We start from the raw sequence: 25,371 nt of genomic DNA on the forward strand, positions 1-25,371 counted from the left end.
CCGCTCCCACATGGAATCGCGCAGGCCTAGGGCTCACGCGGTACCTGTGGGAGCGGCTTTAGCCGCGAACACCGGCGCAGCCGGTGCCATCCACCGTGTCGCCTGCTTCGCGGGCTTGCCCGCTCCCACATGGAATCGCGCAGGCCTAGGGCTCACGCGGTACCTGTGGGAGCGGCTTTAGCCGCGAACACCGGCGTAGCCGGTGCCATCCACCCCGCTGACCTCGCTCATTCACAAGCCCAACCGCAACGCCTCCCTCACCCCCGCCCCACGCACATCGTCCGCCGCACTGACCAGAGCAAAGTTGTAAGCCCCATGCGACCAGTACCGCGCCTCCAGCTGGCCATCCACCCGCTGCCCGTCCGGCATGCGCCGGTACTGATCACCCGGTGAACGCAGGAACAGGCTGATGCGCTGGCCCTTGCCATCCTCGAACACCAGCAACGCCGCCGGCCCCTGCTCATTGCTGAGCAGACGCGCGCCCACCGGTTTGAAGCCATAGCCAGCAAGGTCCGGCAACTGGCCGACGCGGTTGAAATGGCGCCCCAGCCAGTCCCGCAGCTGGCCCGGGTCGCTGGCCTGGATATCCAGCGCCTCGCTGCCAGCGAACAAGCGGTGCGCCTGCACCGCATCGGCCATGGGCAGGTCGGCACGCGCCAAGCGCGCATCGCGCACCTGCCAACCGCCCAGGCCTCCCACACCCAACGCCAGCAACAGCACCGCCGCCGTGGCCCAGCGCCGCTGGCGGCGGTGGCGCACTTGCCGGCGCAACCGGCCTAGCTCCAGCGGCGGCGCCCCAGGCCCCTCGGCGAACCCGGCCAGCGCCGTACGCAGCCGACGGGCATCGGCTTGCCAGCCCTCGACCGTGGCCGCCGCTTGCGGGTTGGCCGCCAGCCAGGCCTGTACTTCGGCACGGCGTGCGGCGTCCAGGCGCTGGTCGACGTAAGCGTGCAATTCGTCTTCGCTGGGGATCAGGCGCGTCATTTCAGTCTCCGCAAGGCTGGGGGCCGGGGGCTGCCCTCGGTCAGTTCACGCAAGGCATTGCGCGCGCGCGACAGGCGCGACATCACCGTACCGATGGGAATACCCAAGGCCTGAGCGGCTTCCTTGTAACTCAAGCCTTCGATGCTGACCAGCAGCAGCAAGGCACGCTGTTCTGCCGTGAGCCGGGCGAAGGCCTGCAGGTCGGCCTGGGCCAGGACAATGGCCTCGAGGTTGTCGCCGAGCGGCTCGTCGTCGCGCTCGCCACGGCCGAACCACGACAGCCAGCGCGCGTGCAGGCGGTCGCGGCGCTTGCCGTCGAGGAACAGCCGATAAAGGATGGTGAACAGCCAGGCGCGCAACGCATCGGCGTCGCGTTGCTGGTCGCGCCGGCTCAACGCCCGCTCGACCGTGGCCTGCACCAGGTCGTCGGCGCTGCCCGGCTCGCGGGTCAGCCACACGGCAAAGCGGCGCAGGCGAGCCAGTAGCTCGCGCCACTGGGGGTCGTCCAGATCATGCATGGCAAAGTCCCGGTGTCTGGGGTGGTCAGTGTAAGAGGCAGACGTCGGTGAGGAAATTCTATTCCCGCGGCGGGAATAAAATTTTCCCTACGCCGTCGTACCGGCACCTTCACTGAACCGGACCATGACCATGAACCCACCCCTGCACGGCCCGGCCAAGGCCCTGCGCCTGGCCGCCATTGGCGCCGTGATGCTGGCCGCAGGCGCCGGCTTCGCCTATGCCGCCGGCTGGCTCGGCGAAACCCGGCTGACGCCACAACGCATCATCGACACCTTCGAAGCCCAGGCCGGGCATTACCCGGGTTACCGCAAGAACCACGCCAAAGGCCTGTGCGTCAGCGGCTACTTCCAGCCCAGCGGGCAAGCGGCCACGCTGTCCGTCGCGCGGGCATTCAGCCAGGCGCGCGTGCCGGTGATCGGCCGCTTCGCCATCGGCGGCGCCAACCCGTTCGCACCGGACACCAGCATACCGGTACGCAGCCTGGCCATCGAGCTGAGCACTGACGACGGGCAAGTCTGGCGTACCGGCATGAACACCCCGCCGGTGCTGGCGATCAGCACGCCGCAGGCGTTTTATGAGCAGGTGCTGGCGGGAGCGCCAGACCCGGCCACCGGCAAACCGGACCCCGGCAAACTGCAGGCGTTTTTTGCCGTCCACCCGGAAAGCGCGGCGTTTCGCCAATGGGCGGCGGGCTACAAGCCCAGCAACAGCTTTGCCAGCACCCAGTACCACAGCATCAACGCCTTCCACCTGATCGACGCAAGCGGCGCGGCCCACCCGGTGCGTTGGCAACTGGAGCCGCAGACGGCATTTGCCGCCCTGCCCGCCCAGGTCGATGACAAGCAGTTCCTGCAGCACGACCTGCAGCAACGCCTGGCCCAAGGCCCGTTGCGCTGGACGCTGCGCCTGGTGCTGGCGGAACCTGGCGATGCGGTGGATGACCCCGCCAGCCGCTGGCCGGCCGAACGGCGCAGCATCGACGCCGGCACCCTGGTGCTGGAGCAGGTCGACGGCCCCGAACAAGGCGCCTGCCGCGACCTCAACTTCGACCCGCTGATCCTCCCGCGCGGTATCGAGCCCTCTGCCGACCCGATCCTCGCCGCCCGTTCGGCGGCCTATTCGGAGTCCTTCAACCGCCGCAGCCGCGAATCGCTCGGCACCGGAGCCCGCCCATGAAACCCGATGCTTTCCATCCCCTCGCCCGCCTGTTGCACTGGTTGATGGCGGTACTGATCCTGGCCATGCTGTTGATCGGCGTGAGCATGGTCAGCGACCTGTCGCTGCGCTACCCGCTGCTGATCGGGCTGCACAAGGCCACCGGCCTGGCGCTGCTGGTGCTGGTGGTACTGCGCATCGGCGTACGCCTGGCGCTGCCGCACCCGGCCCTGCCCCGCGACCTGCCGCCCGTGCAACGCTGGGCCGCCGGGGCTTCGCACCTGCTGCTGTATGGCCTGATGCTGGGCATGCCGCTGCTGGGCTGGGCCATGCTGTCGGCAGGCGGCTACCCGCGCCCGCTGGGTTTGCCCGCGATTGCCCCGCACGACCTGCAGATTTACGCGGTGCTGCGCCAGGCCCATGGTTGGGCTGGCTACCTGCTGTTTGCCACGGTGCTGGTGCATGTGGGCGCGGCATTGCTGCATGCCTGGGTGCGCCGCGACGGCGTGTTGCGTAGCATGTGGCCTGGCCCCCTGCGCCGCAGCGAATGACCCACGGCAGCCGGGCGGCCCGATGACCGATGATTCCGACAAGATCGGCTTACTGCTTGCCGCCCTCATCCCTGGACTGCCCCCATGAATGTCGCAAAGGATCCTGCCACCCTCGCAAGCGCCAGCACCCTGGACTTGCGCCCGCTGCTGCTGGCCAACATGGCCTGCACCATGTCGATGATGGCCTTCGTCGCCCTGATCGGCCCGATCGCCCGCCAGCTCGGCATCGCCACCTGGCAGGCCGGCGCTGCCGTTACCGTGTCGGGCGTGGTCTGGGTGCTACTGGCGCGGCCCTGGGGGCGCGCCGCAGACCGCCTGGGGCGGCGGCGTATCCTGCTGCTGGGCAGTGGTGGTTTCACCCTGGCCTACTGGCTGCTGTGTCTGTTCGTCGAAGGTGCGCTGCGCTGGCTGCCGGGGGCGACGCTGGCCTTCGTCGGGCTGATGGTCGCACGCGGTTGCATCGGCGCGTTCTATGCCGCCATTCCGGTGGGCTGCAACGCGCTGATCGCCGACCATGTCGAACCACAACGGCGGGCCCGGGCCATGGCTTCGCTGGGGGCGGCCAACGCTGTCGGCCTGGTGCTGGGGCCGGCGCTGGCCGCGCTGCTGGCGCGGCATAGCCTGAGCCTGCCGTTCCATATCATGTCGCTACTGCCGGCCACGGCCTTCATGGTTCTGCTGGTCACCCTCAAGCCGCACGCCCTGCCGCATGGCCATGCCCCCAGCCCGGTGCGGCTGAACGACCCGCGTCTGCGTCGGCCGCTGGTGGTGGCGTTCAGCGCCATGCTCAGCGTGACGGTGTCGCAGATCGTCGTCGGTTTCTTCGCCCTCGACCGCCTGCAACTGGCCCCTGCCGAAGCCGCCCAGGCGGCCGGCATCGCCCTGACCACGGTGGGCGTGGCGTTGATTCTGGCCCAGGTGCTGCTGCGCCGGCTGGAATGGCCACCGCTGAAAATGATCCGCGTCGGCGCCACGGTCTCGGCCCTGGGCTTTGCCTGCGGTTCGCTGGCGACCACGGCGCCCTGGCTGTGGGCCTGCTACTTCGTCGCGGCGGCGGGCATGGGCTTTGTCTTCCCGGCGTTCTCTGCGCTGGCCGCCAATGCCATGCACGCCTCCGAGCAAGGCGCCACGGCCGGCTCCATTGGTGCCGCCCAAGGCATGGGCGCGGTGATCGGGCCGCTGGCCGGCACCTTGGTCTACGGCCTGGATCCACGCTTGCCATTCCTGATGGTGGCGCTGCTGTTGCTGCTGGTCGGGTCATGGCCGATGCCCCGCGCACCGCGGGCCTGACAAGCACAGCGCGCAAGCGTGCAGAGTATGTTTTAATGCGCATCGCTCATTATTTTTGACACCTCTCATTACAAGGCGGCTATGGACACGGGGACGCGACTCAAACTGGTGCGTGAACGCAACAACCTCTCCCAACGGGAACTGGCCCGCCGCAGCGGGCTGACCAATTCGACGATCTCGCAGATCGAACAGAATCGCGTCAGCCCTTCGGTCAGCTCCCTGAAAAAGCTGCTCGAGGGGATTCCGATGAGCCTGGCGGAATTCTTCAGCTTCGACGAGCCGGTGCGCGAAGAGCGCTACGTGTTCCGCGGTAGCGAACAGCCAGACCTGGGCCGTAACGGCCTGCGCATGCTGCTGGTCGGCGCCAGCGTCGAAGGCCGGCAGATGCGCATGCTGCGTGAACTGTATGCACCGGGTGCCGACTCGGGCGAACCGATCGTGCATGCCGAGGGGGAAGAGTGCGGCCTGGTTACCCGCGGCACCGTCGAACTGTGGGTGGATGGCCAGGTGAGCGTGCTCAACTCGGGCGACGGGTACTACATCCCCACTACCCTACCGCACAGTTTCAAGAACATCGGCCCGGACGAGGCCGAGATCATCAGCGCCAACACACCGGCGAACTTCTGATTTAACTAGATGGCGCGGCTGAAGCCGCTCCCACAGGTGATACGACAATCCTGTTGGCGCGGCCTTGCGTCTCTCAATCAGCCGCCATGCTGTCGGCACCTTGACGCAGCGCCGCTTCGACGAAGTCCAGGCGGTCCTGGCCGAAGAACATGGCATCGCCGACAAAACAGGCGGGCGCGCCGAATACCCCACGCTGCACCGCCTGGTCAGTCGCCTGCTTGAGCGCAGCCTTCACTTCGCCATCCGCCGCCAGCGCGTGGAACGCCTGCGGGTCGAAGCCGGCCTGGCTCAAGGTTTCATCCAGCACCGTGCTATCGCTCAGGTTGCGACGCGCTACCCACAGCCCGTTGAACAGCACCGCCAGCAGTGCCTCGAAGCGTTCCGGCGAACGCAACCGGGTGCCCGTCAACCCGCGCATCAAGGTCAGGGTGTTGACCGGGAACCCCGGCGGCAAGCCGAATGGCACGCCATAGCGCTCGGCGAAACGCGCCAGGTCGGTGAACATGTAGCGGCCCTTGGCCGGAATCATCGCGGGCGAGGCGTTGCCGGTGGCCTGGAACACGCCACCCAGCAGCATCGGCTGGTAGCGCAGTGTGGCACCTTGGCGGGCACACAGGCCAGGCAGTTGCGTCCAGGCCAGGTAGCTGGCCGGGCTGCCCAGGTCAAAGAAGAAATCGACAGTCTTGTGCATGATCAGGGTCCTTGCGCGGTGAAAGAGGTTTACCAGCGTTCCATCCACGGCCGCAGGTCTAGCTCGAAGGTCCAGGCGTCGCGCGGCTGGGCGTGCAGAAACCAGTAGCTGTCGGCGATGTGGGCCGGCGCGAGAATGCCGTCCTGATGCTTGAGGGCGTAACGCTCGGGGAAACTGTCACGAATGAAAGCGGTGTCGATGGCCCCGTCGACCACCACATGGGCCACATGGATGTTACGCGGCCCCAGTTCGCGCGCCATGCTTTGCGCCAGGGCGCGCAGCGCGTGCTTGGCCCCAGCGAACGCGGCAAAGCCCGCCGCGCCACGGGTGCCGGCGGTGGCACCGGTGAACAGAATCGTGCCGCGCTCGCGCTGGACCATGCGACGGGCGACCGCCTGGGCGGTGAGAAAACCGGCAAAGCAGGCCATCTCCCAAATCTTGAAATACTTGCGCGGGGTTTCCTCAAGCACGCTGCACGGCACATTGGCGCCGATGTTGAAGACAAATGCTTCGATCGCACCAATGTCGCGCTCGATCGTCTCGACCAGCGCCGCTACGTCCTCTTCCTTGCGCGCATCGGAGCCAAAGCCATACGCCTGGCCGCCGGCGGCACGGATTTCCTCGAGCAGTGGCTGCAATTTGTCGGCCTGGCGCCGGGTCACGCAGGCAATGTAGCCTTCGCGGGCAAAGCGCTTGGCAATCTCGCCACCGGTGGCATCCCCGGCACCGATCACCAGCACTACTTTTTGTTGTTCTGTCATGCCTGCCTCCATTGGTGAATGATCGTTTAGTTAACGAACGCTATGTTATGATCGCCACCTCCGTCAAGCCTGGCTGCTGGGACAAGCGAATGCGTTACTCGAATGAACACAAGAAACAAACCCGCGAACGGCTGCTGGCGAGCAGCGGCGCGCTGGCCAAGCGCGGGGGTTTTTCCAGCACCGGCGTGGCCGGCCTGATGAAGGCGATCGGCCTGACCGGCGGCGCGTTCTACAACCATTTCCCGTCCAAGGACGACCTGTTCACCGAGGTGGTGCGCCAGGAACTGTGCAACAGCCCGCTGGCGCGCCTGGCCAACGAGGGTGCCAGCCGTGAACGCCTGGGCCGTTGCCTGCAGCAATACCTGAGCCTGGCCCACCTGCACAATGCCGAAGGTGGCTGCCCGCTGCCGCCATTGGGGGTGGAGATTGCCCGGGCCGAAACCCCGGTGCGCGCAGTGGCCGAGCACTGGCTGGTTGAACTGCATCGAGCCTGGAGCGCGACGCTGGAGGACCACGAACTGGCCTGGGTGCTGATCAGCCAGTGCGTCGGCGCGTTGCTGGTCGGGCGCATGCTGGCCACGGAAAGCGTGCAGACCCAGGTGCTGGACGCCAGCCGCCACTTTGTCGAGAAAGCCCTGCATGAAGCGGATTAGCCTACTGCTGGGGCTGCTGCTGGCCGTGCCTGCGTTCGCCGAACAGGCCTGCCCGCCAGGGCAATATCAGGTGTGCCTGATGGGGTGCTTCTGTGCCCCGATCGACCCCGGCCAGGCCGGGCAGATTCTCAAGGATGTGGAAGTCATGGCTTCCTCCAGCCTGGTCTACGCATTGCAGCAGGCCCGCGACGAAGCCACGGCCAGCGGCGTCGAGCCGATCCCGTTGCATATCCGCGCGCAGCTCGAAGCCTGGTATGACTTCGCCGTACTGGACGCAGCGCGCTTCCGGGTCGGTGACGAACAACAGATGAGCGCGGCCAATGCGCTGCTGCAGAACCCCGATGTGAACGCCGTGACCCTGATCGACACGATCATTTTCCGCCGGCCCGCCGATGCCGAGGACAACGTGGCGTTGTGGGCGCACGAGCTCAAGCACGTGCAGCAGTATCAGCAACTGGGTGTGGAAGAGTTCGCCCGGCGCTATACGCGCAACTACGACGAGCTGGAGGCGCCGGCGTACAAGATCGAGGCCGAGGTCGGCAAGGCTTTGCGCGCGCGTGGCTCAGGCCAGGCCAGATAGGTCGGGGGCTGCCCCGACCGCGCAGTATCTGTGGGAGCCTGGCTTGCCAGCGATGAGGCCCTGGCAGGCAACATGAGTAGGTTGCCCTGGCTTTGCGGCAGCCTGGTCAGGACGCTGGCGAAGCCTCTTCAGCCGCCTGCTCACGGCCCGCATAGCGCTGGGCCAGCACGGCACAGACCATCAACTGGATCTGGTGGAACAGCATCAGCGGCAGGATCATCGCGCCAATGCCACTGCCGACGAACAGCACCTGGGCCATCGGCACACCAGTGGCCAGGCTTTTCTTCGAGCCGGCGAACAGGATGGTGATGCGGTCCTCCAGGTCAAAACCCAACGCCTTGCCCAGCACACGGGTGCCATACAGCACCACCGCCAGCAAGATCCCGCAGACGACGAACAACCCGGCCAGGTGCTGCGCCGACACCGTATGCCACAGCCCGGTAACCACCGCCTCGCTGAACGCGGTGTACACCACCAGCAGGATCGAGCCCTGGTCCACCACCTTCAGCCAGCGCGCATTGCGCTTGACCCAGGCGCCGATCCAGCGCCGGGCGATCTGCCCGGCCACGAACGGCACCAGCAGCTGCAAGGTGATCTTCACCACGGCGTCCAGACCAGAGCCGGTATCACCGCTGGCCCCCAGCAACATCATCACCAGCAACGGGGTTAGGAAGATGCCCAGCAGGCTGGAGGCCGCCGCACTGCAAATGGCCGCCGGCACGTTGCCGCGCGCCAGCGAAGTGAAGGCGATCGCCGATTGCACGGTCGCCGGCAAGGCGCACAGGTACAGCACGCCCAGGTACAGCTCGTTGCCCACCAGCGGCACGAACAGCGGCTTGAACGCCAGGCCCAGCAGCGGGAACAGCACGAAGGTGCAGGAGAACACCAGCAGGTGCAGGCGCCAGTGCCCGGCGCCGGCGATGATTGCTTCGCGCGACAGCTTGGCGCCATGCAGGAAGAACAGCAGGCCGATGGCCAGGTTGGTCAGCCACCCGAAATACACCGCGCCGTCGCCCGAACACGGCAGCACGGTGGCAATCAGTACCACCCCGAGCAACGCCAGGGTGAAGTTGTCGAACAACATGCGCAAATACTTCATCACAGTTTCCGTCTTGTCATTGTGCAACGGCAGACGATAAGGTCTTCGGCTTTTCGCCGCTAACGCCGGAACCCCCACCGGTGTCGCTCAACGGACACGTTCCAGCAAAGGACCCGCCCATGCCCCGCTCCCGCCTGGCCGCACTCGCCGCCGCCATCACCCTTGCCTTCAGCCACGGCGCGGCCCACGCCGACGACCAGTTGCAGGCCAAGGTCGACCAGATCATCCGCCCGCTGATGCAGGAGCAAGGCATTACCGGCATGGCCGTGGCCATCTATGCCCGCAACCATGCGCACTACTTCAGCTACGGCGTGGCCAGCAAGGCTGACCAGGTGCCGGTCAGCCGCGACACGCTGTTCGAGATCGGTTCGCTGAGCAAGACCTACACCGCCACCCTGGCGGCCCTGGCCAGCGCCGAGGGCAAGCTGGACCTCGCGGCGCCGGCCAAGCGCTATCACCCGGCGCTTGCCGGCACCCCGCTCGGCGACGCCAGCGTGCTGGAACTGGGCGCCTACAGTGCCGACTGCCTGCCGCTGCAGTTCCCGGATGCGGTGCAGACGCCACAGCAGGTGGTGGACTTCTTCCGCCACTGGCAACCCCGCGCGAAACCGGGCACCCAGCGTTGCTACTCGAACCCCAGCCTGGGCCTGTTCGGTGACCTCGCCGCACGGGCGCAGCACCAGCCCTTCGCCACACTGATGAGCGAAGGCCTGCTGGCAAAAATGGGCCTGGAAAACACCTACCTGCAGGTCCCGGCCAGCGCCCAGGGGCTGTATGCCCAGGGCTACGACAGCGCCGACCAGCCAGTACGGGTCGGCCCCGGCCCCTACGCCGACGAAGCCTACGGCATCAAGACCAGCGCCAGCGACCTGTTGCGTTATGTGCGCCTGCACCTGCAGCCGCAGGGCTTGCCGCCGGCTGTGGAACAAGCCACGGCCATTACCCGGCAAGGGTACTTTCAGGTCGGCGCCATGACCCAGGGCCTGGGCTGGGAGCGTTACCCCTACCCGGTCACGCTGGCCACCCTGGTCGCTGGCAACAGCCCGCAGCTTATCCGCGAACCGCAGGCAACCACACGCCTGCAACCGCCCCTGCCCGCGTTGCCGGCAGCCTGGTACAACAAGACCGGTTCGACCAATGGCTTTGGCGCCTACGCCGCGTTCGTGCCTTCCGAACAACTGGCGGTAGTGTTGCTGGCCAACCGCAATTACCCCAACGAAGCCCGGGTACGCGCCGCCTTCGACATTCTGTCCGGGTTGTAGTGCCGCGCGAGATTGTCGAACAAAATGACAGAATGTAGTGAGGAAAAATATTCACTACAAAACGGTTGACGCCGTTCATCGCCCTTGGGCATGATGAAGCCGTCTCCCTGATCGGGAGCGGTGGCAAGGGTGTTCCAGACGGCCTGCGCGGTAACGCAGGCCGTCCGTGGAGAGGGAAACTGTCCAAAAGGCAGCGTGAGAAAGCCCCTGTTGCGATGCTGCTGTAGCAGCCTTGGTAGTGCGCTACACCGTGGTGGCGCCGACTGTGAAAAATCAAATGGGTAATGGGGGCTTTATGATGAACTTGAACAACAATCCGACTATCGATCAATTGGCCCAGCTGTTCGCCGTACGCAAGGACAGCCTCGATGACCACTTGCTGTGGGTCAGCCAGACCGGTGAAGTGCGCCTCGACCGCCTGCCACCGAACACCGTTGAGGATGAATTCGAAGAGCACCTGCCGAGCATGCGTGCCCGCTTCAAGGTCTACCGCCGTGGCCAAGGCTACGTCGGCAAGAAGGCCGCCGCCGACACCGAGTTCGTGGGCCGTGTCCTGCATACCCTGCAACAAGAATGGCCCGCTGCCCGTGAGCAGCAGGCAGTCAAGGTGATCGAACCGCTCAATTGAGGGTTGCCACCTGTACCTGAGCCCGGCCCGCATAGGCCGGGCTTTTTCATGCCTGGCGTAGCTGCCGGCGGGTATCCGGCAACGGCAAGGCGCCGGTAGCCATGGCCCGGGCGCGGTCGACACCCCATACCAGGGCGCGGGTCATGGTCTCGCCTGGCCGCGCGGGGTAATACTCCTCCAGCAATGCCCGCCCATCAGCGGCATACAGCCCCAGGAACAGCTGGGTAGCCCCCAGGCGCGACAGGCGCACCTGCACATCCAGCGTGGTGCCATCGCTGAGCGCTTCTTCATGGCAGCGGCTGTGCAGCTGGGCATCGGCCCATTGCCAATAGGTATCTTCCCTGACTCGCATGAGCATTCATCCTCCGTTGCTGGAATGCAGCGTCAGAAAACCACAGCCATGCCCATTCGGCGAGCGCTACCCGGCAATGCCATGAGGCGGATCAATAAATGGCAATAAAAACCCCGCCGTTCGGCGGGGTTGTGCTGGAGCGGGATCACTTCTTCAGCGGAACCCGCGGCATGAAGCGGCCTTTTTTGCTGCGCTGCAAATGTGCAGGCTGGAGCTGTTCGGAATCATCCAGTGTCATGTGGGCGAAGCCCAGGCGGAACGCCGCCTGGCCGCAACGCACCTGGCTGTTGATCGGGAACGCGTCGTTCAGGTCTTCGAAAAAGGATTCGCTCATGCCCTGTCTCCCTCCAGTGGCGGACGCGCCGGCAAACCACAATGGTTGCCCAGACAAGCGCGGCCTGTGAAAGTGAGACTAGCTGGTCATTTGCAGACCGCCCAGGCTGACCTCTGGGGCCCGACCAGCGGCAGAACGCCTATTTCAAACGCACCGCCGTGCCGGTAGCAAATACCACGACCATGCCGCCCTGTACCGACGGCATGCTGATCTCGAAATCCACACCCACTACCGCATCCGCCTGCAACTGCCGTGCCCGCGCTTTCAGTTCTTCGGTGGCCTGCTCGCGGGCCTCGCGCAGTGCGCTTTCCAGGGTTTGCGAACGGCCGCCGAAGAAGTCGCGAAAACGTGCAAAAAAATCGCGCACGAAGTTGATGCCCTGCACCGATTCGGAACTGACCACACCCAGGTATTCGGCAATCGGGCGGCCTTCGAGCTGGCTGGTGGTGGAAATGATCATGGGCTGCACTCCATTGGCCTGGCAAAAGAGCGTGATTCTAACAGAGTGCAGGCGTGACGCTTCACGCGGTGGCGGCGCGCAACCGCTGGCCGATGCGGGCGCCGAAGACATTCACCAGCAACCCGGCCATCACCAGCAAGGCGCCCCAGCCCTGGGTGGCGGTCAGGCGCTCGCCCAGCAACAGCGCCGACGAACTCAGGCCGATCACCGGCACCAGCAACGAGAACGGCGCCACCTTGCCCGCCGGGTGACGCGACAGCAGCGTGCTCCACAGGCTGTAGCCGAGCATGGTGGCGACGAACGCCAGGTAGGCCAGGGCCAGTACCGAACTCCAGCTGATATTGACCAGGGCATCGCCGATGCGCTGCGGCCCTTCCAGCCACCAGGACAACGCCAGGAACGGCAGCGGCGGGATCAGCCCGCCCCAGATCACCAGCGCCACCAGGTTCACCGAGCCGAAGCGCCGGGTAATGATGTTGCCCATCCCCCACATGGCCCCGCCACACAGGGTCAGCAGCAATGCCAGCAGCGGCACATGGCCGCCGTCTTCACTGCCGATCAGGGCCAGGCCGCTGGCTGCTACCAGCAGCCCGAACACGCTGGCCAGGCGCAACCGCTCCCCGAGGAACAGCGCGGCGAAGCCGAGGGTGAAGAATGCCTGCGACTGCAGGATCAGCGAGGCCAGACCTGGCGGCATGCCGCTGTACATGGCCTGGAACAGGAAGGCGAACTGGCCCAGCGAAATGGTCGCGCCATAGGCAATCAGCCAGCGCCAGGGCAGCTTGGGTCGTTTGACCAGCAAAATCGCCGGGAACGCTACCAGCAAGAAGCGCAATGCCCCCAGCAACATCGGCGGCAAACCATCGAGGCCAACCTTGATGACCACGAAGTTGACTCCCCAGGCGACAATCACCACCAGGGCGATGAGCAGGTCCTTGAGCGGCATTGCGACATCCTTCTTCAGGCTTTTCTAGACATATTTCGTTACAGCATAAGGCTATTCCTTTGACAGGGACCGGCACAGTTGCGGTCAAGGGTTGCGCAACAGTGCGGCTGTTACAGCCCGAACGGTTGCGCATGTGTTCAGAGAACAGGGTCAGGCGGCGGCGAACAGCTCGTTGGCAATCTGCGCCTGGGCAGCGTCGAGTGCCTGGCTGCGCTGCTCGGGGCCGTAGGCCAGGCCATGGGCGCGGACGATTTCCAGGTCGGTGACGCCGATGAAGCCGAGGAACACCTTGAGGAAGTCCTCATGCCCGGCAGCCGTCGGCTGACCAGCGTGCAGGCCGCCAGCGGTGGACACCAGCACCACTTTCTTGTTGCCACACAGGCCTTCCGGGCCGGCTTCGGTGTAGCGGAAGGTCTTGCCAGCCACGGCGACGCGGTCGATCCAGGCCTTGAGCTGGGTCGGCACGGTGAAGTTGTACATCGGTGCGCCGATCACCACCGCATCGGCCGCCAGGAACTCTTCCAGGGTTTCCGCGCTCAGCCTGGCTTCGAAGGCCTGGGCGGCATCACGCATGTCTTCAGGGGTGCCAGCTGCAACCAGGGTCGCGGCGGAGAAGTGGGCGATGGCATCAGCAGCCAGGTCACGGTACACCACTTGCACAGCAGGGTCGGCGGCTTTCCACGCTTCGACCACTTCGCGGCTCAGCTGGCGGGAGGCGGAATTGTCGCCCAGGATGCTCGAATCGATGTGCAACAGTTTCATGGGACTCTCCTGTGAATGACGACCGCGGTGTGGCGATCACGATGGGGAGAATCCTACCGGCGCCACCAATGGCTGATAAGTCGGCAAAAATGCGTTAGTTTGTCCCACAGGTGGAACAGTGAGACATTCCCATGCAAGACCTCAACGACCTCTTCTATTTTGCCCGCGTGGTCGAAGCCGGCGGTTTCGCCGCTGCCGGGCGCCAGCTGGGCATCCCCAAGTCGCGCCTGTCGCGGCGTATCGCCGAACTCGAAGAGCGCCTGGGCACCCGCCTGCTGCAACGCACCACACGGCAACTGAAGCTCACCGCCGTGGGCGAGCGCTACCTGCACCACTGCCAGGCCATGTTGCTGGAAGCCGAAGCCGCCGACGAAACCGTGGCCAGCATGAGCAGCGAGCCGCGCGGGCGCTTGCGGGTGTCCTGCCCGGTAGCGCTGGCCCACGCCTTCCTGCCGGAGGTGATCAGCCGCTTTCTCGCGCAGTACCCGCTGGTGCAGCTGGACATGGTGCTGCTCAACCGCCGCGTCGACCTGATTTCCGAAGGCATCGACGTGGCCCTGCGCGTGCGCGACCTGGGCGACGAAGACCCGGCGCTGGTCACCCGCCGTCTACGCCAGGCACAGATGCAGCTGGTGGCCGCGCCCGGTTTTGCCGATCACATCCGCGAACCCGGCGAGCTGGCGTCATTGCCGGTGCTGGGCGCCGCCGAGGCCGACCGGTTGGTACACTTCCGCCTGTTCGGCCCGCACGGCAAACAGCAGGACCTGGCCCTGGAACCGCGCCTGGCAATCGACGATTTCGTGGTACGTAATGCAGCTGTACGGGCCGGTCTCGGGTTCACCGCGCTGCCCAGCATGTTCTGTGAAGAAGAGCTGGCACGCGGCGAACTGGTGCGTCTGCTGCCAGACTGGTCGCTGCCGGGCGGTTACCTGCAAGCGGTGTACCCGCACCGGCGCGGCTTGCTGCCAGCGGTGCGGGTATGGATCGACCACCTGGCGGCTTCGTTCGAGGCCTGTGGAGAGCGCTATGTCTGAGCGGAACATGAGCGAAGCCGAGGTAGCGGCGTTGTGCCTGAGCCTGCCGGGGGCGCGGGAAGACTACAAATGGGGCGGCATCCGGGTGTTTTCGGTGGCGGGCAACAAGATGTTCGCGGTGCTCGACCTGGCGGGTGCAGGGTTGTCGTTCAAAGTTGCCGACGAGTTGTTTCTCGGCTATTGCGACCGCCCCGGGGTCCGGCCGGCGCCGTACCTGGCGCGGGCCCGGTGGGTCAGCATGGCGGCGCCCTACCCCATGGCGCGGGATGAACTCTGCGATTTGTTGCAGCGCTCGCACCAGCTGGTGGTGCGGCGCTTACCGAAGCGGTTGCAGGTGGGATTGGTATTGTGAGTGCTCTGTGCCGGCCCTTTCGCGGGTAAACCCGCTCCCACACGGTTCTCTGCTGGTCTCAAGACTTGCCCAGCACCTGTGGGAGCGGGTTTACCCGCGAAAGGGCCGGCACAGTCACATATCACTGAATGGCAGATACCGCCCGCCAAGGAACAGCCAGTCCGCCCAGAACACCTGGTGCAGCAGCACGATCGCCCAGAACACCACCTGGTACGAAACCTTGCGTGTCTTGTGCCGAAACAGCTGCTGCGCCAGCAACGCGCCCGGCCAGCCGCCCAACAGCTCGCTGGCATGCAGGACCTTTTCCGGGGTCCGCCAGGCTTGCGTACGCGCCTGCTGTTTATCCTGCCAGTACAGCAACAGGCTGATCAGGCTCATTGCCGGGTACAGCGCCAGCAACCACCAGGCCTGGTCGTGCCAGGCCATGCGCGCCGCACCCAGGCCTGGCAACAGGCACAGCAGGCCCAACAGCAGCAGCTTCAGGCGCACATTGCGCACGCCCTGCGCGCCTTGCCGCCGCGCTGCCTCAGCCATTTGCCGTGGCCCAATCGACCCAGCCGAATTGCCAGGTGGCCAGAATCAGCAGGCCAAAGGCGATGCGATACCAGGCAAAGGCCGCGTAGCTGTGGTTGGCGATGAACTTGAGCAGGCCACGCACGGCGATCATGGCAAAGATGAACGAGGTGACGAAACCGATGGCGAATACCGGCAGGTCGCCAGGCTGGAACAGGTCGCGGTACTTGTAGCCGGAATACACCGCCGCACCGACCATGGTCGGCATCGCCAGGAAGAACGAGAACTCGGTCGCCGCCTTGCGCGACAGGCCGAACAGCAGGCCACCGATAATGGTCGAGCCGGAACGCGAGGTGCCCGGGATCATCGCCAGGCACTGGATGAAGCCGATCTTCAGCGCATGGCTCCAGCGCATCTCATCAACGTGGTCGACCTCCACGCGGTGCTCGCGGCGCTCGGCCCAGAGCATGATCACCCCGCCCACCACCAGCGCCGCCGCCACGGTGATCGGGTTGAACAGGTAATGGTGAATCAGGTCGGCGAACAGCACCCCCAGCACCACCGCCGGCAGAAACGCCAGCAACAGGTTGCCGGTGAAGCGCCGCGCCGTCGGCTGGCTGCTCAGGCCAAACACCACCTCGAGGATTTTTGCCCGAAACTCCCACACCACCGCCAGGATCGCCGCCAGCTGGATGATGATGTTGAATGCCATGGCCCGTTCGCCGCCAAACCCGATCAGGTCGGCGACGATGATCTGGTGGCCGGTACTGGAGATCGGCAGAAACTCCGTCAGTCCTTCGACCACGCCTAAGATGATTGCCTGGAAGGCAGTCCAAAAATCCATCGTTCCCCCAATGGAGCGCTGCTCGCTGCAGGCTCCTTGTTCTTGATTTGCTTGAAATTGCCGCGCGCGGCCCGGCAGTTTTACAGCGACTGTTGGGCGTAACGCCAGCAGAAAAGTTCATGGCGCCTAAAGCTTTCATCTTGCGCGGCCGAAATCCTGACAGAACGCTTGTGCAATCAACCTGTACGAACTGCTGCAGACTATAGGACGTATATCACTTAGCCATTAGTCGAGTAGGGGCTTTGCGCAAAGCATGCTTGGATGCACCTGAATAAAAAGAACAATCCGGGAGCTGTGGGATGAAAACCCTGAGATCGATGTCCATCAGCCGGCGTCTGTGGCTGATCCTGCTGGTGGCAGTGGCGATGCTGGTGGTGTTGGGCCTGCTGATGCTGCGCCAGATCCACGGCGACCTGTACCAGGCCAAAGCGGAAAAGACCCGCCATGTGGTGCAGACCGCAGCTGGTGTGCTGGCCTATTACCAGGGCCTGGAGGCGGCCGGCACGCTCAGCCGCGAAGCCGCCCAGCAACAGGCGCTGCAAGTGGTACGCGCCTTGCGCTACGACCACGACGACTACTTCTGGATCAACGACCTGGGGCCGAAGATGATCATGCATCCGGCCAACCCCAAACTCGATGGCAAGGACCTGTCGGCGATTCGCGACCCCGACGGTTTTGCCGTGTTCAACGAAATGGTCGCCCTGGCCCGGCAGCAGGATGCCGGCCCGGTCAACTACCGCTGGCCCAAGCCCGGCGCCAGCGAGCCGGTGGCCAAGACCTCCTATATCCAGCTGTTCAAACCGTGGGGCTGGATCATCGGTTCTGGCGTGTACGTCGATGACGTGCAGGCCGAATTCAGCCGCCAGTTGCGCGACGCCTCGCTGGTGGGCCTGGCGATTGCCCTGCTGATGGCGCTGGTGGTCATGCTGATCGCCCGCAGCATTGCCCAGCCGTTGCAGGAAGCGGTGCAGGCCATGGGCAACATCGCCAGCGGCGAGAGCGACCTGACCCGGCGCCTGGACACCCACGGCCGCGACGAAATCAGCCACCTGGGCGAGCACTTCAACCGCTTCAACGGCAAGCTGCAAGGCGTGATCGGCCAGCTGCAAGGCGCCGCCCATGCCCTGGCCGCGTCTGCCGGGCATGTCGGCGACAATGCCGGTGCCGCGCAACAGCACAGCGCCCAGCAATCGTTGCAGATGGACCAGGTGGCCACGGCGGTCAATGAGGTGACCTACGCCGTGCAGGATGTGGCCAAGACCGCCGAGCAGGCTGCCGGGGAAATGCGCACCGCCCAGCAGCAGGTGGCGCATGGCCAGGAAGCCATTCACGGCAGCCTGGCACAGATCGACAAGCTGTCGCTGACCATCGACCAGGCTGTGCAGGTGATCCGCGACCTGGCCGGGCACAGCACGCGCATCGGCGGTGTGCTGGATGTGATCCGCTCGATTGCCGAACAGACCAACCTGCTGGCACTGAACGCCGCCATCGAAGCGGCGCGGGCCGGCGAGCAAGGGCGCGGCTTTGCCGTGGTCGCCGATGAAGTGCGCCTGCTGGCCCAGCGCACTGCGCAGTCGACTGCCGAGATCCATACCATGATCGAGCACCTGCAGAGCCAGTCCGACGCTGCGGTCAAGGCCATCGACACCAGCAGCGAGGCTTCGCGCCAGACCATCGAGCAGGCCCGCGAGGCCGGGGCCAGCCTGGATGCCATCAACCAGGTGCTGAACAACCTCACCGCCTTGAATGCTTCCATTGCCAGCGCCACCTTGCAGCAGTCGCATGTGGTCGAAGAGATCAACCGCAATGTGCTGGATACCGCCGGGTTGTCCCAGCAGACCGCCGATGCGGCGCGCCAGTCCAGCGATGCCGGCGTGGCATTGGGGCAGTTGAGCGAAGAGCTGGAGCAATTGCTGCGCCAGTTCCGGGTATAGCAAGCGGTCTGTGGGAGCGGCTTTAGCCGCGAAGAATCCAGCGCGGTGCATGGCACCGGCTGCGCCGGTGTTCGCGGCTGAAGCCGCTCCCACAGGGAGCTGCGACACCTGTGGGGGCGTCGCTCCCTATTGCGCCCTACTCCTTCGTCCACCGACCCGCTACAATCGCGCCCCTCCCTGTAGTCTCCAAGGATCGCCGATGTCCGGCCTTGAACTCATCGCCGCCGTGCTGGGCGTCACCGCTGTCTGGCTCACGGTCAGGCAAAATGCCTGGTGCTGGCCGATCGGCCTGGTCATGGTGCTGATCTATGGCTGGCTGTTCTACGAGGTGAAGCTGTACTCGGGCATGCTGCTGCAACTGGCCTACGCGATCCTCCAGGTTTACGGCTGGTGGCAATGGAAGCGCCCGGGGCATGCCGAAGACGCCCGCCAGGTCTCGCGCCTGCAACGCCCGGCGGTGTTCACCGGCCTGGCCGTCGGGGTGCTGCTGAGCGCCGTGCTGGGCGCCGCCATGGCCAACTGGACCGACGCCGCCCTGCCCTGGCTGGATGCCGCGCTGACCGGCTTCAGCCTGGTGGCACAACTGTGGATGGCGCAAAAGCGCCTGCAATGCTGGCCTCTGTGGGTGGTGGTGGACATCATCTATGTGGCCCAGTACCTGCACCAGCAGCTGTATTTCACCGCCGGCTTCTTCGCCGTGCTCACCCTGATTGCCGTGCGCGGCTGGCTCGAATGGCGCCGTGACCCGGCGCTGGTGCAGCCATGAGCGCGCAGCAGGCGATGAAAGTGCTGGTGCTGTGCGGCCCGGAATCCAGCGGCAAAAGCTGGCTCAGCGGGGTGATCCAGGCGCATTTCGGCGGTGTGGTGGTGGCCGAATACGTGCGCCACTTCATCGAGCAGGAAGGCCGCGACACCTGCTACGCCGATATCCCCACCATCGCCCGCGGCCAGCTGGCCTGGGAAGACCGCGCCCGCGAGCAGGCGCCGCCGCTGCTGATACTCGACACCCACCTGCTCAGCAACATGCTCTGGAGCCGGGCCTTGTTCGATGACTGCCCGGTCTGGCTGGAACCGGCACTGCTGGCCCGCCGTTATGACCTGCACCTGTTGCTCAGCCCGCAAGGTGTGGACTGGGTTGCCGATGGCCAGCGCAGCCAGCCCGAACTGCGTGACCGCCAGCGCTTTTTCGACGACAGCCTGCACTGGTTGCAACGGCATCACCAGGCGTACCAGATAATTGAGGGCGATTGGCCACAGCGCCAGTTGCTGGCCCTACAAACAGTGGCTAAGCTCATTGATAGCGATGCGCCAGCCTGCGCCACCGAGTGTTAACCGCCTGACACAGGCCAAGGGCGCAAAAGCCCTGAAACTGCAAGGCTTCCCCGCGCCTGGGGCGGCCCTGTCAAGCCGCTGAAACACCCCTGCCAAAACCCTCTTTGCCAACGGCGCTGCTGGCTTTGCCGGCAGCGCGCGCGGCTGCCTGTTTCAGCGGCGAGACAGAATACGCCGCAGGTTCGCCTGCCCCCTCCCTTAAGCTGTTGATCTGCAAACACTTGGCAAAACCGGCACACCTTCTGCTCTCTGGTTCGCATCGCTGAACCGGGCCAGCGCTCAAAGAAGGAGATGCCGTCGTGAGGAAAACTGACAAAGGCCTTCATCACCTGCTACTGCTGGGCTGCGTGCTCGGCTCGTTGAGCATGACAGCCCAGGCGGACAACGGCGTCATCATCATCACCCGCGACGTGCAGACGCGCAACGCGACCGTCCCGCCGCTGATCCCCGACCCGAACCCCACCACCGTCAATGCCAACCCGTCTGCCCACGTGCTCAGGCAAACCAATGAACTCAGTGATGGCGACTTCGCCAGCATCAGCAGTGGCGCCGGCATCAGCAGCCTGATCACCCAGCAGACCAGCAACCTGGGCGGCAACCTCGGCAACCAGACGCAACTGCCCAACCTTTCCGGCGGACGCGGCACGGGGGCCGGCAGCGGTATCTCGAACATGGTCAACTCCAGCGTGCAGCGTGGCCTGGCCCCGTTGCAGATCCTGACCGGGGGGAGCAAGTGAGATGAAGCACACGCTGCTGATCCTGGCCACGCTGTGCAGTACCTCAGCCTTCGCCCAATCGCCAGTACCCGTGGTCAACGACGCCGGCATCGACAGCTCCGGCAGCCGTTACCAGGGCAACCTCACCGTCAACCAGGCCGCCGGCGACCTGCAACAGCAGGCGAACGCGCGGGCCATTGCGGTCGGGCCTGCGGCAAATGCCAGCACGCAGATACGGCAACGGCTGAATACCCCCGCCAACCCGGCGATGGACGCCCGCGCGACCATCCACGGCGACGCCTTCAGCAACGGCAGTGGTGCCCTGGGCATCAACCAGAGCGCCGGTGCCAACACCCAGCAAGCCAACGCACTGAGCATCAGCATCGGTGCCCAGCCGCAAAGCATCGACGACAGCGTACTCATGCAGCAGAACGTGGCGCTGCTCAACGACTCCGGTGCAATTGCCGCTCCAGCTGGCCATCGCCAGGTCACTACCAGTGACCAGGCCTTCACCGGTAGCCGTGGAGTGATCCAGTTGAACCAGAGTGCCGGGGTGGGAAACCGCATGGCCAACACCCTGAGCATCCGGGTCGCGGATTGACCCTCAGTCAAGAACGACACTTAACCTAATAGCGTACGGAGAATCACCATGAAACCCTCGATGGCAATCAAGCCTCTGGTTTTCGCAATTGCTGCGGTCATGGCTGTTGCTGTACAAGCTGATCAGAACGACCGGCGTGGCGGGCACCACAATGGTCACAACCACAACGGGCAGCACACCCCTCCTCCCACCAGGATCCCTGTGTTCGCCACCGCCAACGCCATTGACAGCCAGAGCAGCACCGGCAACACCATCACCAACCAGGGCACCGTCAACGAAGCCGAGATGAGCAGCTCGGCCTCGGGTGCCAGCGGCAACGTGGGTGTCAACGTAGCGGCCGGCAACGGCAACCAGCAGGACAACGCCGCGGCCATTGCCAACGCTTCGTCCGAGTCCAGCCTGGACAACAGCTTCGTGTTCGGCAGCGCCGAAGCTACCGCTGACGTTCGCCAGTTCAGCAACAACAACCGGGTCGACAACTGGTCCACACAGAACTCGGCGGTGATGACCGGCTCGGCCGATGGTGCGGAGGGTAACGTCGGCGTCAACATCGCAGGCGGCGACCTGAACCAGCAGAAGAACACCATGGCCATCGCCAACACGGGTGCGCCGCTGGGCAACGCCACTGCCACCGCCTCTGCCGAGCAGAACGGCCCGGGCCTGACGGTGAACAACGGCGCCGACCGCACCTACCGGGTGGACACGCTGACCGTCACCACGACCCAGAGCGGTTCCAGCTCGCGTGAGGGCACGTTCAACTCGACCGACGATCGCAGCTCGTCGTCGAGCTTCAGCGTGGCCGGCTCGCAAAGCGCCAGTGCCAGCGGCTCCAGTGGCTGGAACGCCAGCGGTTCGAGCAGCATGAACGCCAGCGGCTCGCGCAACTCGACGGCCAGTGGCTCCAACAGCTGGAATGCCAGTGGTTCGATGGCCGGTACTGCCAGCTCGTCCAGCAGCGCCAGCCTGAGCGCCACCCTGGCGGCTGCGGCCGATGCGACCCGCACCGTGGCCACCGATGACGGCCGTCGCGAGCGCACCCGCACCGACAGCTTCGATGCTTCGCTCAATGCCTCGCTCAATGTCGATGTCGACCGTTCGCGAGAAAGCGCCTACGACTCCTCGTTCGAGAAAGCATTCGACTCGTCGTACGACAAGACCCGCCAATCGAGCTACGAGAAGTCGCGCGACTCGTCGTATGAAAAAGCCCACGAGTCGTCGTATGCCAATGCATCGGAATCGGCGTTTGAAAAGTCTGGCGAGAAGTCGTCGCAATCTTCGAACGACGTGTCGAAGAGCTACAGCGAAAGCAGCGCCTACGACTTGAGCAATACCGTGTCCTTCCAAGTGCTGACCCCGACCGGCTGGGCCAACCCTGTGACCAACACTGCAACCCTTAGCGGCTCGGTGAACGGTGGCAGCGGCAACCTGGGCGTGAACGTGGCAGCCGGTGTGGGCAACCAGCAGAGCAACTCGCTGGCCATCTCCAACACCTCGTTCTGAGCAGTGTGCCTGAGGCCCCCTTCGGGGGGCCTTTCTCCAACAGCAGTGGAAGGCCCTCGATCATGCGCATCATTGCCCTGGCGTTTTTGCTGTGCCTGGCCAGCGTCAGCGAAGCGGCACAAATGCCGCTGTCGGTCCTGCCCGGCGGCGCCGTGGTGTTCAAACCGATCCAGAGCGTTCGCGAGCGCAAGTTCGCCGACCTGGTGCAACAGAAAACCGACTTCAGCTGCGGCGCCGCCGCGCTGGCCACCATCCTGCGCCAGGCCTACTGGCTGGATGTGAACGAACAACAGATCATCGAAGGCATGCTGGCCCACGCCGACCAGGAGCTGGTCCGCACCCAGGGCTTCTCGATGCTCGACATGAAACGCTATGTGGAAAGCCTGGGCATGCGCGCCCGCGGCTACCGCGTGGCGCCAGAAACCCTGCACAGCGTGCGCATCCCGGTCGTGGTGCTGATGGATGTGCGTGGCTACAAGCACTTCGTGGTCATGCAGAAGGTCGACAAGGGCTGGGTGTACATCGGTGACCCGGTGCTGGGCCACAAGCGCTACAGGGTCGACGATTTTCTCAAGGGCTGGAACGGCATCATCTTCGCCGTGATCGGCCAAGGCTATGACAAGAACAATGTCCTGCTCGATCCGCCGCTGCCGCTGACCGCCAAAGGCCGGGTGAACAACTTCACCCCGGTGCAGGACGCAGAGCTGCTGGACTTCGGCTTCATCAAAAGCGACTTCTTCTAACGACGCCTGCAACGACAGGGAGCACGACGCTCCGGGGAGCAACCATGAAGAATCCACTCTGGCTCGCAGTGGTTTGCCTGGCGGCCAGCCTGCCGAGCCACGGCGAAACGTTCCGGCCCATCGAACTGAAGGATCAGGAACTGGCCAGCCTGCGTGGGCGCTATGTGCTGCCGGGGCGCATCATCAGTTTCGGCATCGTCATGAGCAGCACCTGGCAGCACGCCAACGGTGAGGTGATCGGCGCGACCTCCACCCTGCAGATCCAGCAATCGACTCTCAAGCCGCAGTTCCACGTATCGATGATCGACGAAAAAGCCACCGCCCCGGCCACCAGCGGTGGCTCGCCCGCCGGCACCGGGACGGTCACCGGCGGCAGCGGGCTCGACAGCACCCAAGGGGTGACCCAGGTGGTGCGCGCGGCCGGCGACAACAACAGTGCCTACAACAACGTCGATATCAACGTGACCCACGCCGACCAGGCACCGGCCAGCCAACCCCAGGGCCAGGTGCTGGCGGCGGGCCAGACCCTGGTCGGCGCTAACGCTGCCGGCTCGCTCAGCGTGTCGTCCACCGGCGCGGGTGTGCAACTGAACATCAATGCCAGCAACAACCAGGGCAGCAGCGTGCAGCGCCTGGCCCAAGGCGGCCTGCTGCAGAACTCGACGCTGCTTGGCAATGGCAACCACGTCAACAACGTCACCACCCTCAATGTGGTCATGCGCGAGAGCGTGCCGACAGCGGCTTCGCTGAACGGCAGCCTCGACCAGCTCAAGGGCCTGCGCACATTCGGATACTGATCTTCACGTTCAAAGCAGTCGAAAGGGACGCACATCCATGCACCGATCATTGACGCTCCGCGCTATCGTCTGTTTGACCACCCTGGCCCCGGCCACCGCCGTTTTCGCAGCTGCCGACCCGCAGGTCGAAATGCTGAAACAAGAGCTGCTCGAGCTCAAGCAACGCTACGAGGCACAGCAACAGGCGCTGATGGTGCTGGAACAGCGCGTCCGCCAAGTCGAGGAAGCCCCTGCCGCCCCGCCGCCAAAACGCCTGGTCAGGTCGCCCGCCGAGGGGGTCAAGGGGGCGCAGACGGTAGCCTCGGGCGCATCGGGCAGCAGCTCCTATGGCCAGGCGTTGACGGCCGACGCCGAGCCGGCGCAAAGCGTGTCCAACCTGTATGACGAGGCCAGTGGCTTCTTCGGTGGCGGCAAGTTCAGCTTCGAGACCGGTGTCACCTACACCCATTACGATACCCGGGCCCTGGTGCTCAACGGCTTCCTCGCGCTGGACTCGATCTTCCTCGGCAGCATCAACCTCGACCGGGTCAAGGCCGACAACTGGACGCTGGACATGACCGCCCGCTACAACCTCGCCCAGCGTTGGCAGTTCGACATCAACGTGCCGGTGGTGTACCGCGAATCCACCTACTCGTCCGGTGGCGCGGGGGGCGCCGGCGCCAGCACTTCGGATGCGACCGTGACCCGCGACCCGGAAATCGGCGATGTCAACGTCGGCGTCGCCTACAAGTTCCTCGACGAGGACGAGACCTGGCCGGACGCCGTCGCCACCCTGCGGGTCAAGGCCCCGACCGGCAAGGACCCGTATGGCATCAAACTGCGCCAGGTCGAGGGCAACGACAACCTGTCGGTACCCGAAAGCCTGCCGACCGGAAACGGGGTGTGGTCGATCACCCCGGGCATTTCGCTGGTCAAGACCTTCGACCCCGCCGTGCTGTTCGGCAGCCTGTCCTACACCTACAACATGCAGGACTCGTTCAGCGACATCAGCCCGCAGGTCAACAGCAAGGTGCCGGGTGACGTCAAGCTAGGCGACTCCTGGCAGATTGGCGGCGGTATCGCCTTTGCCCTGAACGAAAAGATGAGCATGTCGTTCTCGGTGTCCGACCAGTTCGCCAGCAAGAGCAAGATCAAACCGGATGGCGGCGACTGGCAGTCGATCACCAACAGCGACTACAACGCCGCCAACTTCAACATCGGCATGACCTTCGCCGCCACCGACAACCTGACCATCGTGCCCAACCTGTCCATTGGTCTGACCGATGACGCACCGGACTTTTCCTTCAGCCTGAAATTCCCCTACTACTTCTGACACTTGCACCCGCCGGGCCCGCGCCAGCGGCCCCGGCAT

The 25,371-nt window shown here is 65.0% G+C and carries 31 protein-coding genes; 19 read left to right on the top strand and 12 right to left on the bottom strand.

Features of this window, described 5'->3' with window-relative positions:
* Nucleotides 1-231 precede the first annotated feature (231 nt).
* Both C6A77_RS18770 and C6A77_RS18775 read right to left on the bottom strand, forming a co-directional pair.
* Nucleotides 232-984 (bottom strand): anti-sigma factor, encoded by a 753-nt coding sequence (locus tag C6A77_RS18770; protein WP_114170816.1) that lies wholly within the window; start codon nucleotides 982-984, stop codon nucleotides 232-234.
* Nucleotides 981-1,502 (bottom strand): sigma-70 family RNA polymerase sigma factor, encoded by a 522-nt coding sequence (locus tag C6A77_RS18775; RefSeq protein WP_114170817.1) that lies wholly within the window; start codon nucleotides 1,500-1,502, stop codon nucleotides 981-983. Before C6A77_RS18775 ends, C6A77_RS18770 begins: the two co-directional genes overlap by 4 nt.
* Before the next feature lie 124 nt (nucleotides 1,503-1,626).
* Here C6A77_RS18775 and C6A77_RS18780 point away from each other — a divergent pair, with 124 nt between their 5' ends.
* From C6A77_RS18780 to C6A77_RS18795, 4 genes are all read left to right on the top strand, one after another.
* Entirely contained in the window at nucleotides 1,627-2,679 is a 1,053-nt protein-coding gene (locus C6A77_RS18780) for a catalase family peroxidase (protein ID WP_114170818.1), read from the top strand.
* On the top strand, nucleotides 2,676-3,209 hold the full coding sequence (locus tag C6A77_RS18785; RefSeq protein WP_114170819.1) for a cytochrome b/b6 domain-containing protein: 534 nt from the start codon (nucleotides 2,676-2,678) through the stop codon (nucleotides 3,207-3,209). Before C6A77_RS18780 ends, C6A77_RS18785 begins: the two co-directional genes overlap by 4 nt.
* A gap of 84 nt (nucleotides 3,210-3,293) precedes the next feature.
* On the top strand, nucleotides 3,294-4,499 hold the full coding sequence (locus tag C6A77_RS18790) for an MFS transporter (RefSeq protein WP_114170820.1): 1,206 nt from the start codon (nucleotides 3,294-3,296) through the stop codon (nucleotides 4,497-4,499).
* 81 nt (nucleotides 4,500-4,580) lie between these two features.
* Entirely contained in the window at nucleotides 4,581-5,126 is a 546-nt protein-coding gene (locus C6A77_RS18795) for a cupin domain-containing protein (protein WP_046616603.1), read from the top strand.
* A gap of 73 nt (nucleotides 5,127-5,199) precedes the next feature.
* On the opposite strand, the gene C6A77_RS18800 is transcribed toward C6A77_RS18795, so the two are convergent.
* Together C6A77_RS18800 and C6A77_RS18805 are read right to left on the bottom strand one after the other, a co-directional pair.
* Nucleotides 5,200-5,817 carry a 2-hydroxychromene-2-carboxylate isomerase gene (locus C6A77_RS18800; protein WP_114170821.1) on the bottom strand — a complete coding sequence of 206 codons (618 nt, stop codon included), beginning with the start codon at nucleotides 5,815-5,817 and terminating at the stop codon, nucleotides 5,200-5,202.
* Nucleotides 5,818-5,846: 29 nt separating this feature from the next.
* A complete protein-coding gene (locus tag C6A77_RS18805) occupies nucleotides 5,847-6,578 on the bottom strand; it encodes an SDR family oxidoreductase (RefSeq protein WP_114170822.1) in 732 nt (243 codons plus the stop codon).
* Nucleotides 6,579-6,667: 89 nt separating this feature from the next.
* Here C6A77_RS18805 and C6A77_RS18810 point away from each other — a divergent pair, with 89 nt between their 5' ends.
* Nucleotides 6,668-7,231: a TetR/AcrR family transcriptional regulator gene (locus C6A77_RS18810; protein WP_114170857.1), complete on the top strand. Its 564-nt coding sequence runs from the start codon at nucleotides 6,668-6,670 to the stop codon at nucleotides 7,229-7,231.
* Nucleotides 7,218-7,811 carry a DUF4157 domain-containing protein gene (locus C6A77_RS18815; protein WP_114170823.1) on the top strand — a complete coding sequence of 198 codons (594 nt, stop codon included), beginning with the start codon at nucleotides 7,218-7,220 and terminating at the stop codon, nucleotides 7,809-7,811. The genes C6A77_RS18810 and C6A77_RS18815 overlap by 14 nt, the downstream gene beginning before the upstream one ends.
* A 106-nt stretch (nucleotides 7,812-7,917) precedes the next feature.
* Here the strand turns inward: C6A77_RS18815 and C6A77_RS18820 are convergent, their stop codons facing one another.
* Nucleotides 7,918-8,910 (bottom strand): bile acid:sodium symporter family protein, encoded by a 993-nt coding sequence (locus C6A77_RS18820; protein ID WP_114170824.1) that lies wholly within the window; start codon nucleotides 8,908-8,910, stop codon nucleotides 7,918-7,920.
* A 119-nt stretch (nucleotides 8,911-9,029) separates the two neighbouring features.
* On the opposite strand from C6A77_RS18820, the gene ampC reads away from it, so the two are divergent.
* Both ampC and C6A77_RS18830 read left to right on the top strand, forming a co-directional pair.
* Nucleotides 9,030-10,172, top strand: coding sequence for a class C beta-lactamase (gene ampC / locus C6A77_RS18825; RefSeq protein ID WP_114170825.1), 1,143 nt, complete (start codon nucleotides 9,030-9,032; stop codon nucleotides 10,170-10,172).
* Nucleotides 10,173-10,467: 295 nt separating this feature from the next.
* Nucleotides 10,468-10,800: a hypothetical protein gene (locus C6A77_RS18830; RefSeq protein ID WP_114170826.1), complete on the top strand. Its 333-nt coding sequence runs from the start codon at nucleotides 10,468-10,470 to the stop codon at nucleotides 10,798-10,800.
* A 46-nt stretch (nucleotides 10,801-10,846) separates the two neighbouring features.
* On the opposite strand, the gene C6A77_RS18835 is transcribed toward C6A77_RS18830, so the two are convergent.
* The 5 genes from C6A77_RS18835 to C6A77_RS18855 all read right to left on the bottom strand — a co-directional run bounded on the left by C6A77_RS18835 (nucleotide 10,847) and on the right by C6A77_RS18855 (nucleotide 13,654).
* On the bottom strand, nucleotides 10,847-11,158 hold the full coding sequence (locus C6A77_RS18835; protein ID WP_114170827.1) for a hypothetical protein: 312 nt from the start codon (nucleotides 11,156-11,158) through the stop codon (nucleotides 10,847-10,849).
* A 139-nt stretch (nucleotides 11,159-11,297) separates the two neighbouring features.
* Nucleotides 11,298-11,486 carry a hypothetical protein gene (locus tag C6A77_RS18840; RefSeq protein ID WP_003253897.1) on the bottom strand — a complete coding sequence of 63 codons (189 nt, stop codon included), beginning with the start codon at nucleotides 11,484-11,486 and terminating at the stop codon, nucleotides 11,298-11,300.
* Nucleotides 11,487-11,625: 139 nt separating this feature from the next.
* Nucleotides 11,626-11,946 (bottom strand): YbjQ family protein, encoded by a 321-nt coding sequence (locus C6A77_RS18845; RefSeq protein ID WP_003258990.1) that lies wholly within the window; start codon nucleotides 11,944-11,946, stop codon nucleotides 11,626-11,628.
* 61 nt (nucleotides 11,947-12,007) lie between these two features.
* Nucleotides 12,008-12,892, bottom strand: coding sequence for an EamA family transporter (locus C6A77_RS18850; protein WP_114170828.1), 885 nt, complete (start codon nucleotides 12,890-12,892; stop codon nucleotides 12,008-12,010).
* 150 nt (nucleotides 12,893-13,042) lie between these two features.
* Nucleotides 13,043-13,654, bottom strand: coding sequence for an FMN-dependent NADH-azoreductase (locus C6A77_RS18855; protein ID WP_114170829.1), 612 nt, complete (start codon nucleotides 13,652-13,654; stop codon nucleotides 13,043-13,045).
* A 131-nt stretch (nucleotides 13,655-13,785) separates the two neighbouring features.
* On the opposite strand from C6A77_RS18855, the gene C6A77_RS18860 reads away from it, so the two are divergent.
* Nucleotides 13,786-14,688, top strand: a complete 903-nt coding sequence (locus C6A77_RS18860) for a LysR substrate-binding domain-containing protein (RefSeq protein WP_114170830.1) — start codon at nucleotides 13,786-13,788, stop codon at nucleotides 14,686-14,688.
* Nucleotides 14,681-15,040 (top strand): MmcQ/YjbR family DNA-binding protein, encoded by a 360-nt coding sequence (locus C6A77_RS18865; RefSeq protein ID WP_114170831.1) that lies wholly within the window; start codon nucleotides 14,681-14,683, stop codon nucleotides 15,038-15,040. The genes C6A77_RS18860 and C6A77_RS18865 overlap by 8 nt, the downstream gene beginning before the upstream one ends.
* Nucleotides 15,041-15,154: 114 nt before the next feature.
* Here C6A77_RS18865 and C6A77_RS18875 read toward each other — a convergent pair whose 3' ends face one another.
* Nucleotides 15,155-15,574, bottom strand: a complete 420-nt coding sequence (locus C6A77_RS18875; RefSeq protein WP_114170833.1) for a DUF1294 domain-containing protein — start codon at nucleotides 15,572-15,574, stop codon at nucleotides 15,155-15,157.
* A complete protein-coding gene (locus C6A77_RS18880; protein ID WP_114170834.1) occupies nucleotides 15,567-16,397 on the bottom strand; it encodes an undecaprenyl-diphosphate phosphatase in 831 nt (276 codons plus the stop codon). The genes C6A77_RS18875 and C6A77_RS18880 overlap by 8 nt, the downstream gene beginning before the upstream one ends.
* 299 nt (nucleotides 16,398-16,696) lie before the next feature.
* Here C6A77_RS18880 and mcpP point away from each other — a divergent pair, with 299 nt between their 5' ends.
* From mcpP to C6A77_RS18930, 9 genes are all read left to right on the top strand, one after another.
* Entirely contained in the window at nucleotides 16,697-18,331 is a 1,635-nt protein-coding gene (gene mcpP / locus C6A77_RS18885; protein WP_114170835.1) for a methyl-accepting chemotaxis protein McpP, read from the top strand.
* A gap of 199 nt (nucleotides 18,332-18,530) precedes the next feature.
* Entirely contained in the window at nucleotides 18,531-19,097 is a 567-nt protein-coding gene (gene pnuC, locus C6A77_RS18895; protein ID WP_114170836.1) for a nicotinamide riboside transporter PnuC, read from the top strand.
* On the top strand, nucleotides 19,094-19,663 hold the full coding sequence (locus C6A77_RS18900; protein WP_114170837.1) for an AAA family ATPase: 570 nt from the start codon (nucleotides 19,094-19,096) through the stop codon (nucleotides 19,661-19,663). Before pnuC ends, C6A77_RS18900 begins: the two co-directional genes overlap by 4 nt.
* Nucleotides 19,664-19,962: 299 nt before the next feature.
* Nucleotides 19,963-20,400, top strand: coding sequence for a hypothetical protein (locus C6A77_RS18905; RefSeq protein ID WP_114170838.1), 438 nt, complete (start codon nucleotides 19,963-19,965; stop codon nucleotides 20,398-20,400).
* 1 nt (nucleotide 20,401) lies between these two features.
* On the top strand, nucleotides 20,402-20,980 hold the full coding sequence (locus tag C6A77_RS18910) for an adhesin (protein WP_114170839.1): 579 nt from the start codon (nucleotides 20,402-20,404) through the stop codon (nucleotides 20,978-20,980).
* Nucleotides 20,981-21,028: 48 nt separating this feature from the next.
* Nucleotides 21,029-22,480, top strand: coding sequence for a heme utilization protein (locus C6A77_RS18915; RefSeq protein WP_114170840.1), 1,452 nt, complete (start codon nucleotides 21,029-21,031; stop codon nucleotides 22,478-22,480).
* Nucleotides 22,481-22,542: 62 nt separating this feature from the next.
* Nucleotides 22,543-23,223: a C39 family peptidase gene (locus C6A77_RS18920; protein ID WP_114170841.1), complete on the top strand. Its 681-nt coding sequence runs from the start codon at nucleotides 22,543-22,545 to the stop codon at nucleotides 23,221-23,223.
* A gap of 44 nt (nucleotides 23,224-23,267) precedes the next feature.
* Complete coding sequence (locus tag C6A77_RS18925; protein ID WP_114170842.1) at nucleotides 23,268-24,020, top strand: hypothetical protein; 753 nt, start codon at nucleotides 23,268-23,270, stop codon at nucleotides 24,018-24,020.
* A gap of 37 nt (nucleotides 24,021-24,057) precedes the next feature.
* Nucleotides 24,058-25,332, top strand: a complete 1,275-nt coding sequence (locus C6A77_RS18930; protein WP_114170843.1) for a hypothetical protein — start codon at nucleotides 24,058-24,060, stop codon at nucleotides 25,330-25,332.
* The last annotated feature ends 39 nt before the right edge of the window (nucleotides 25,333-25,371 follow it).

Source organism: Pseudomonas sp. AFG_SD02_1510_Pfu_092, assembly GCF_003331055.1.
Classification (GTDB): Bacteria; Pseudomonadota; Gammaproteobacteria; order Pseudomonadales; family Pseudomonadaceae; genus Aquipseudomonas.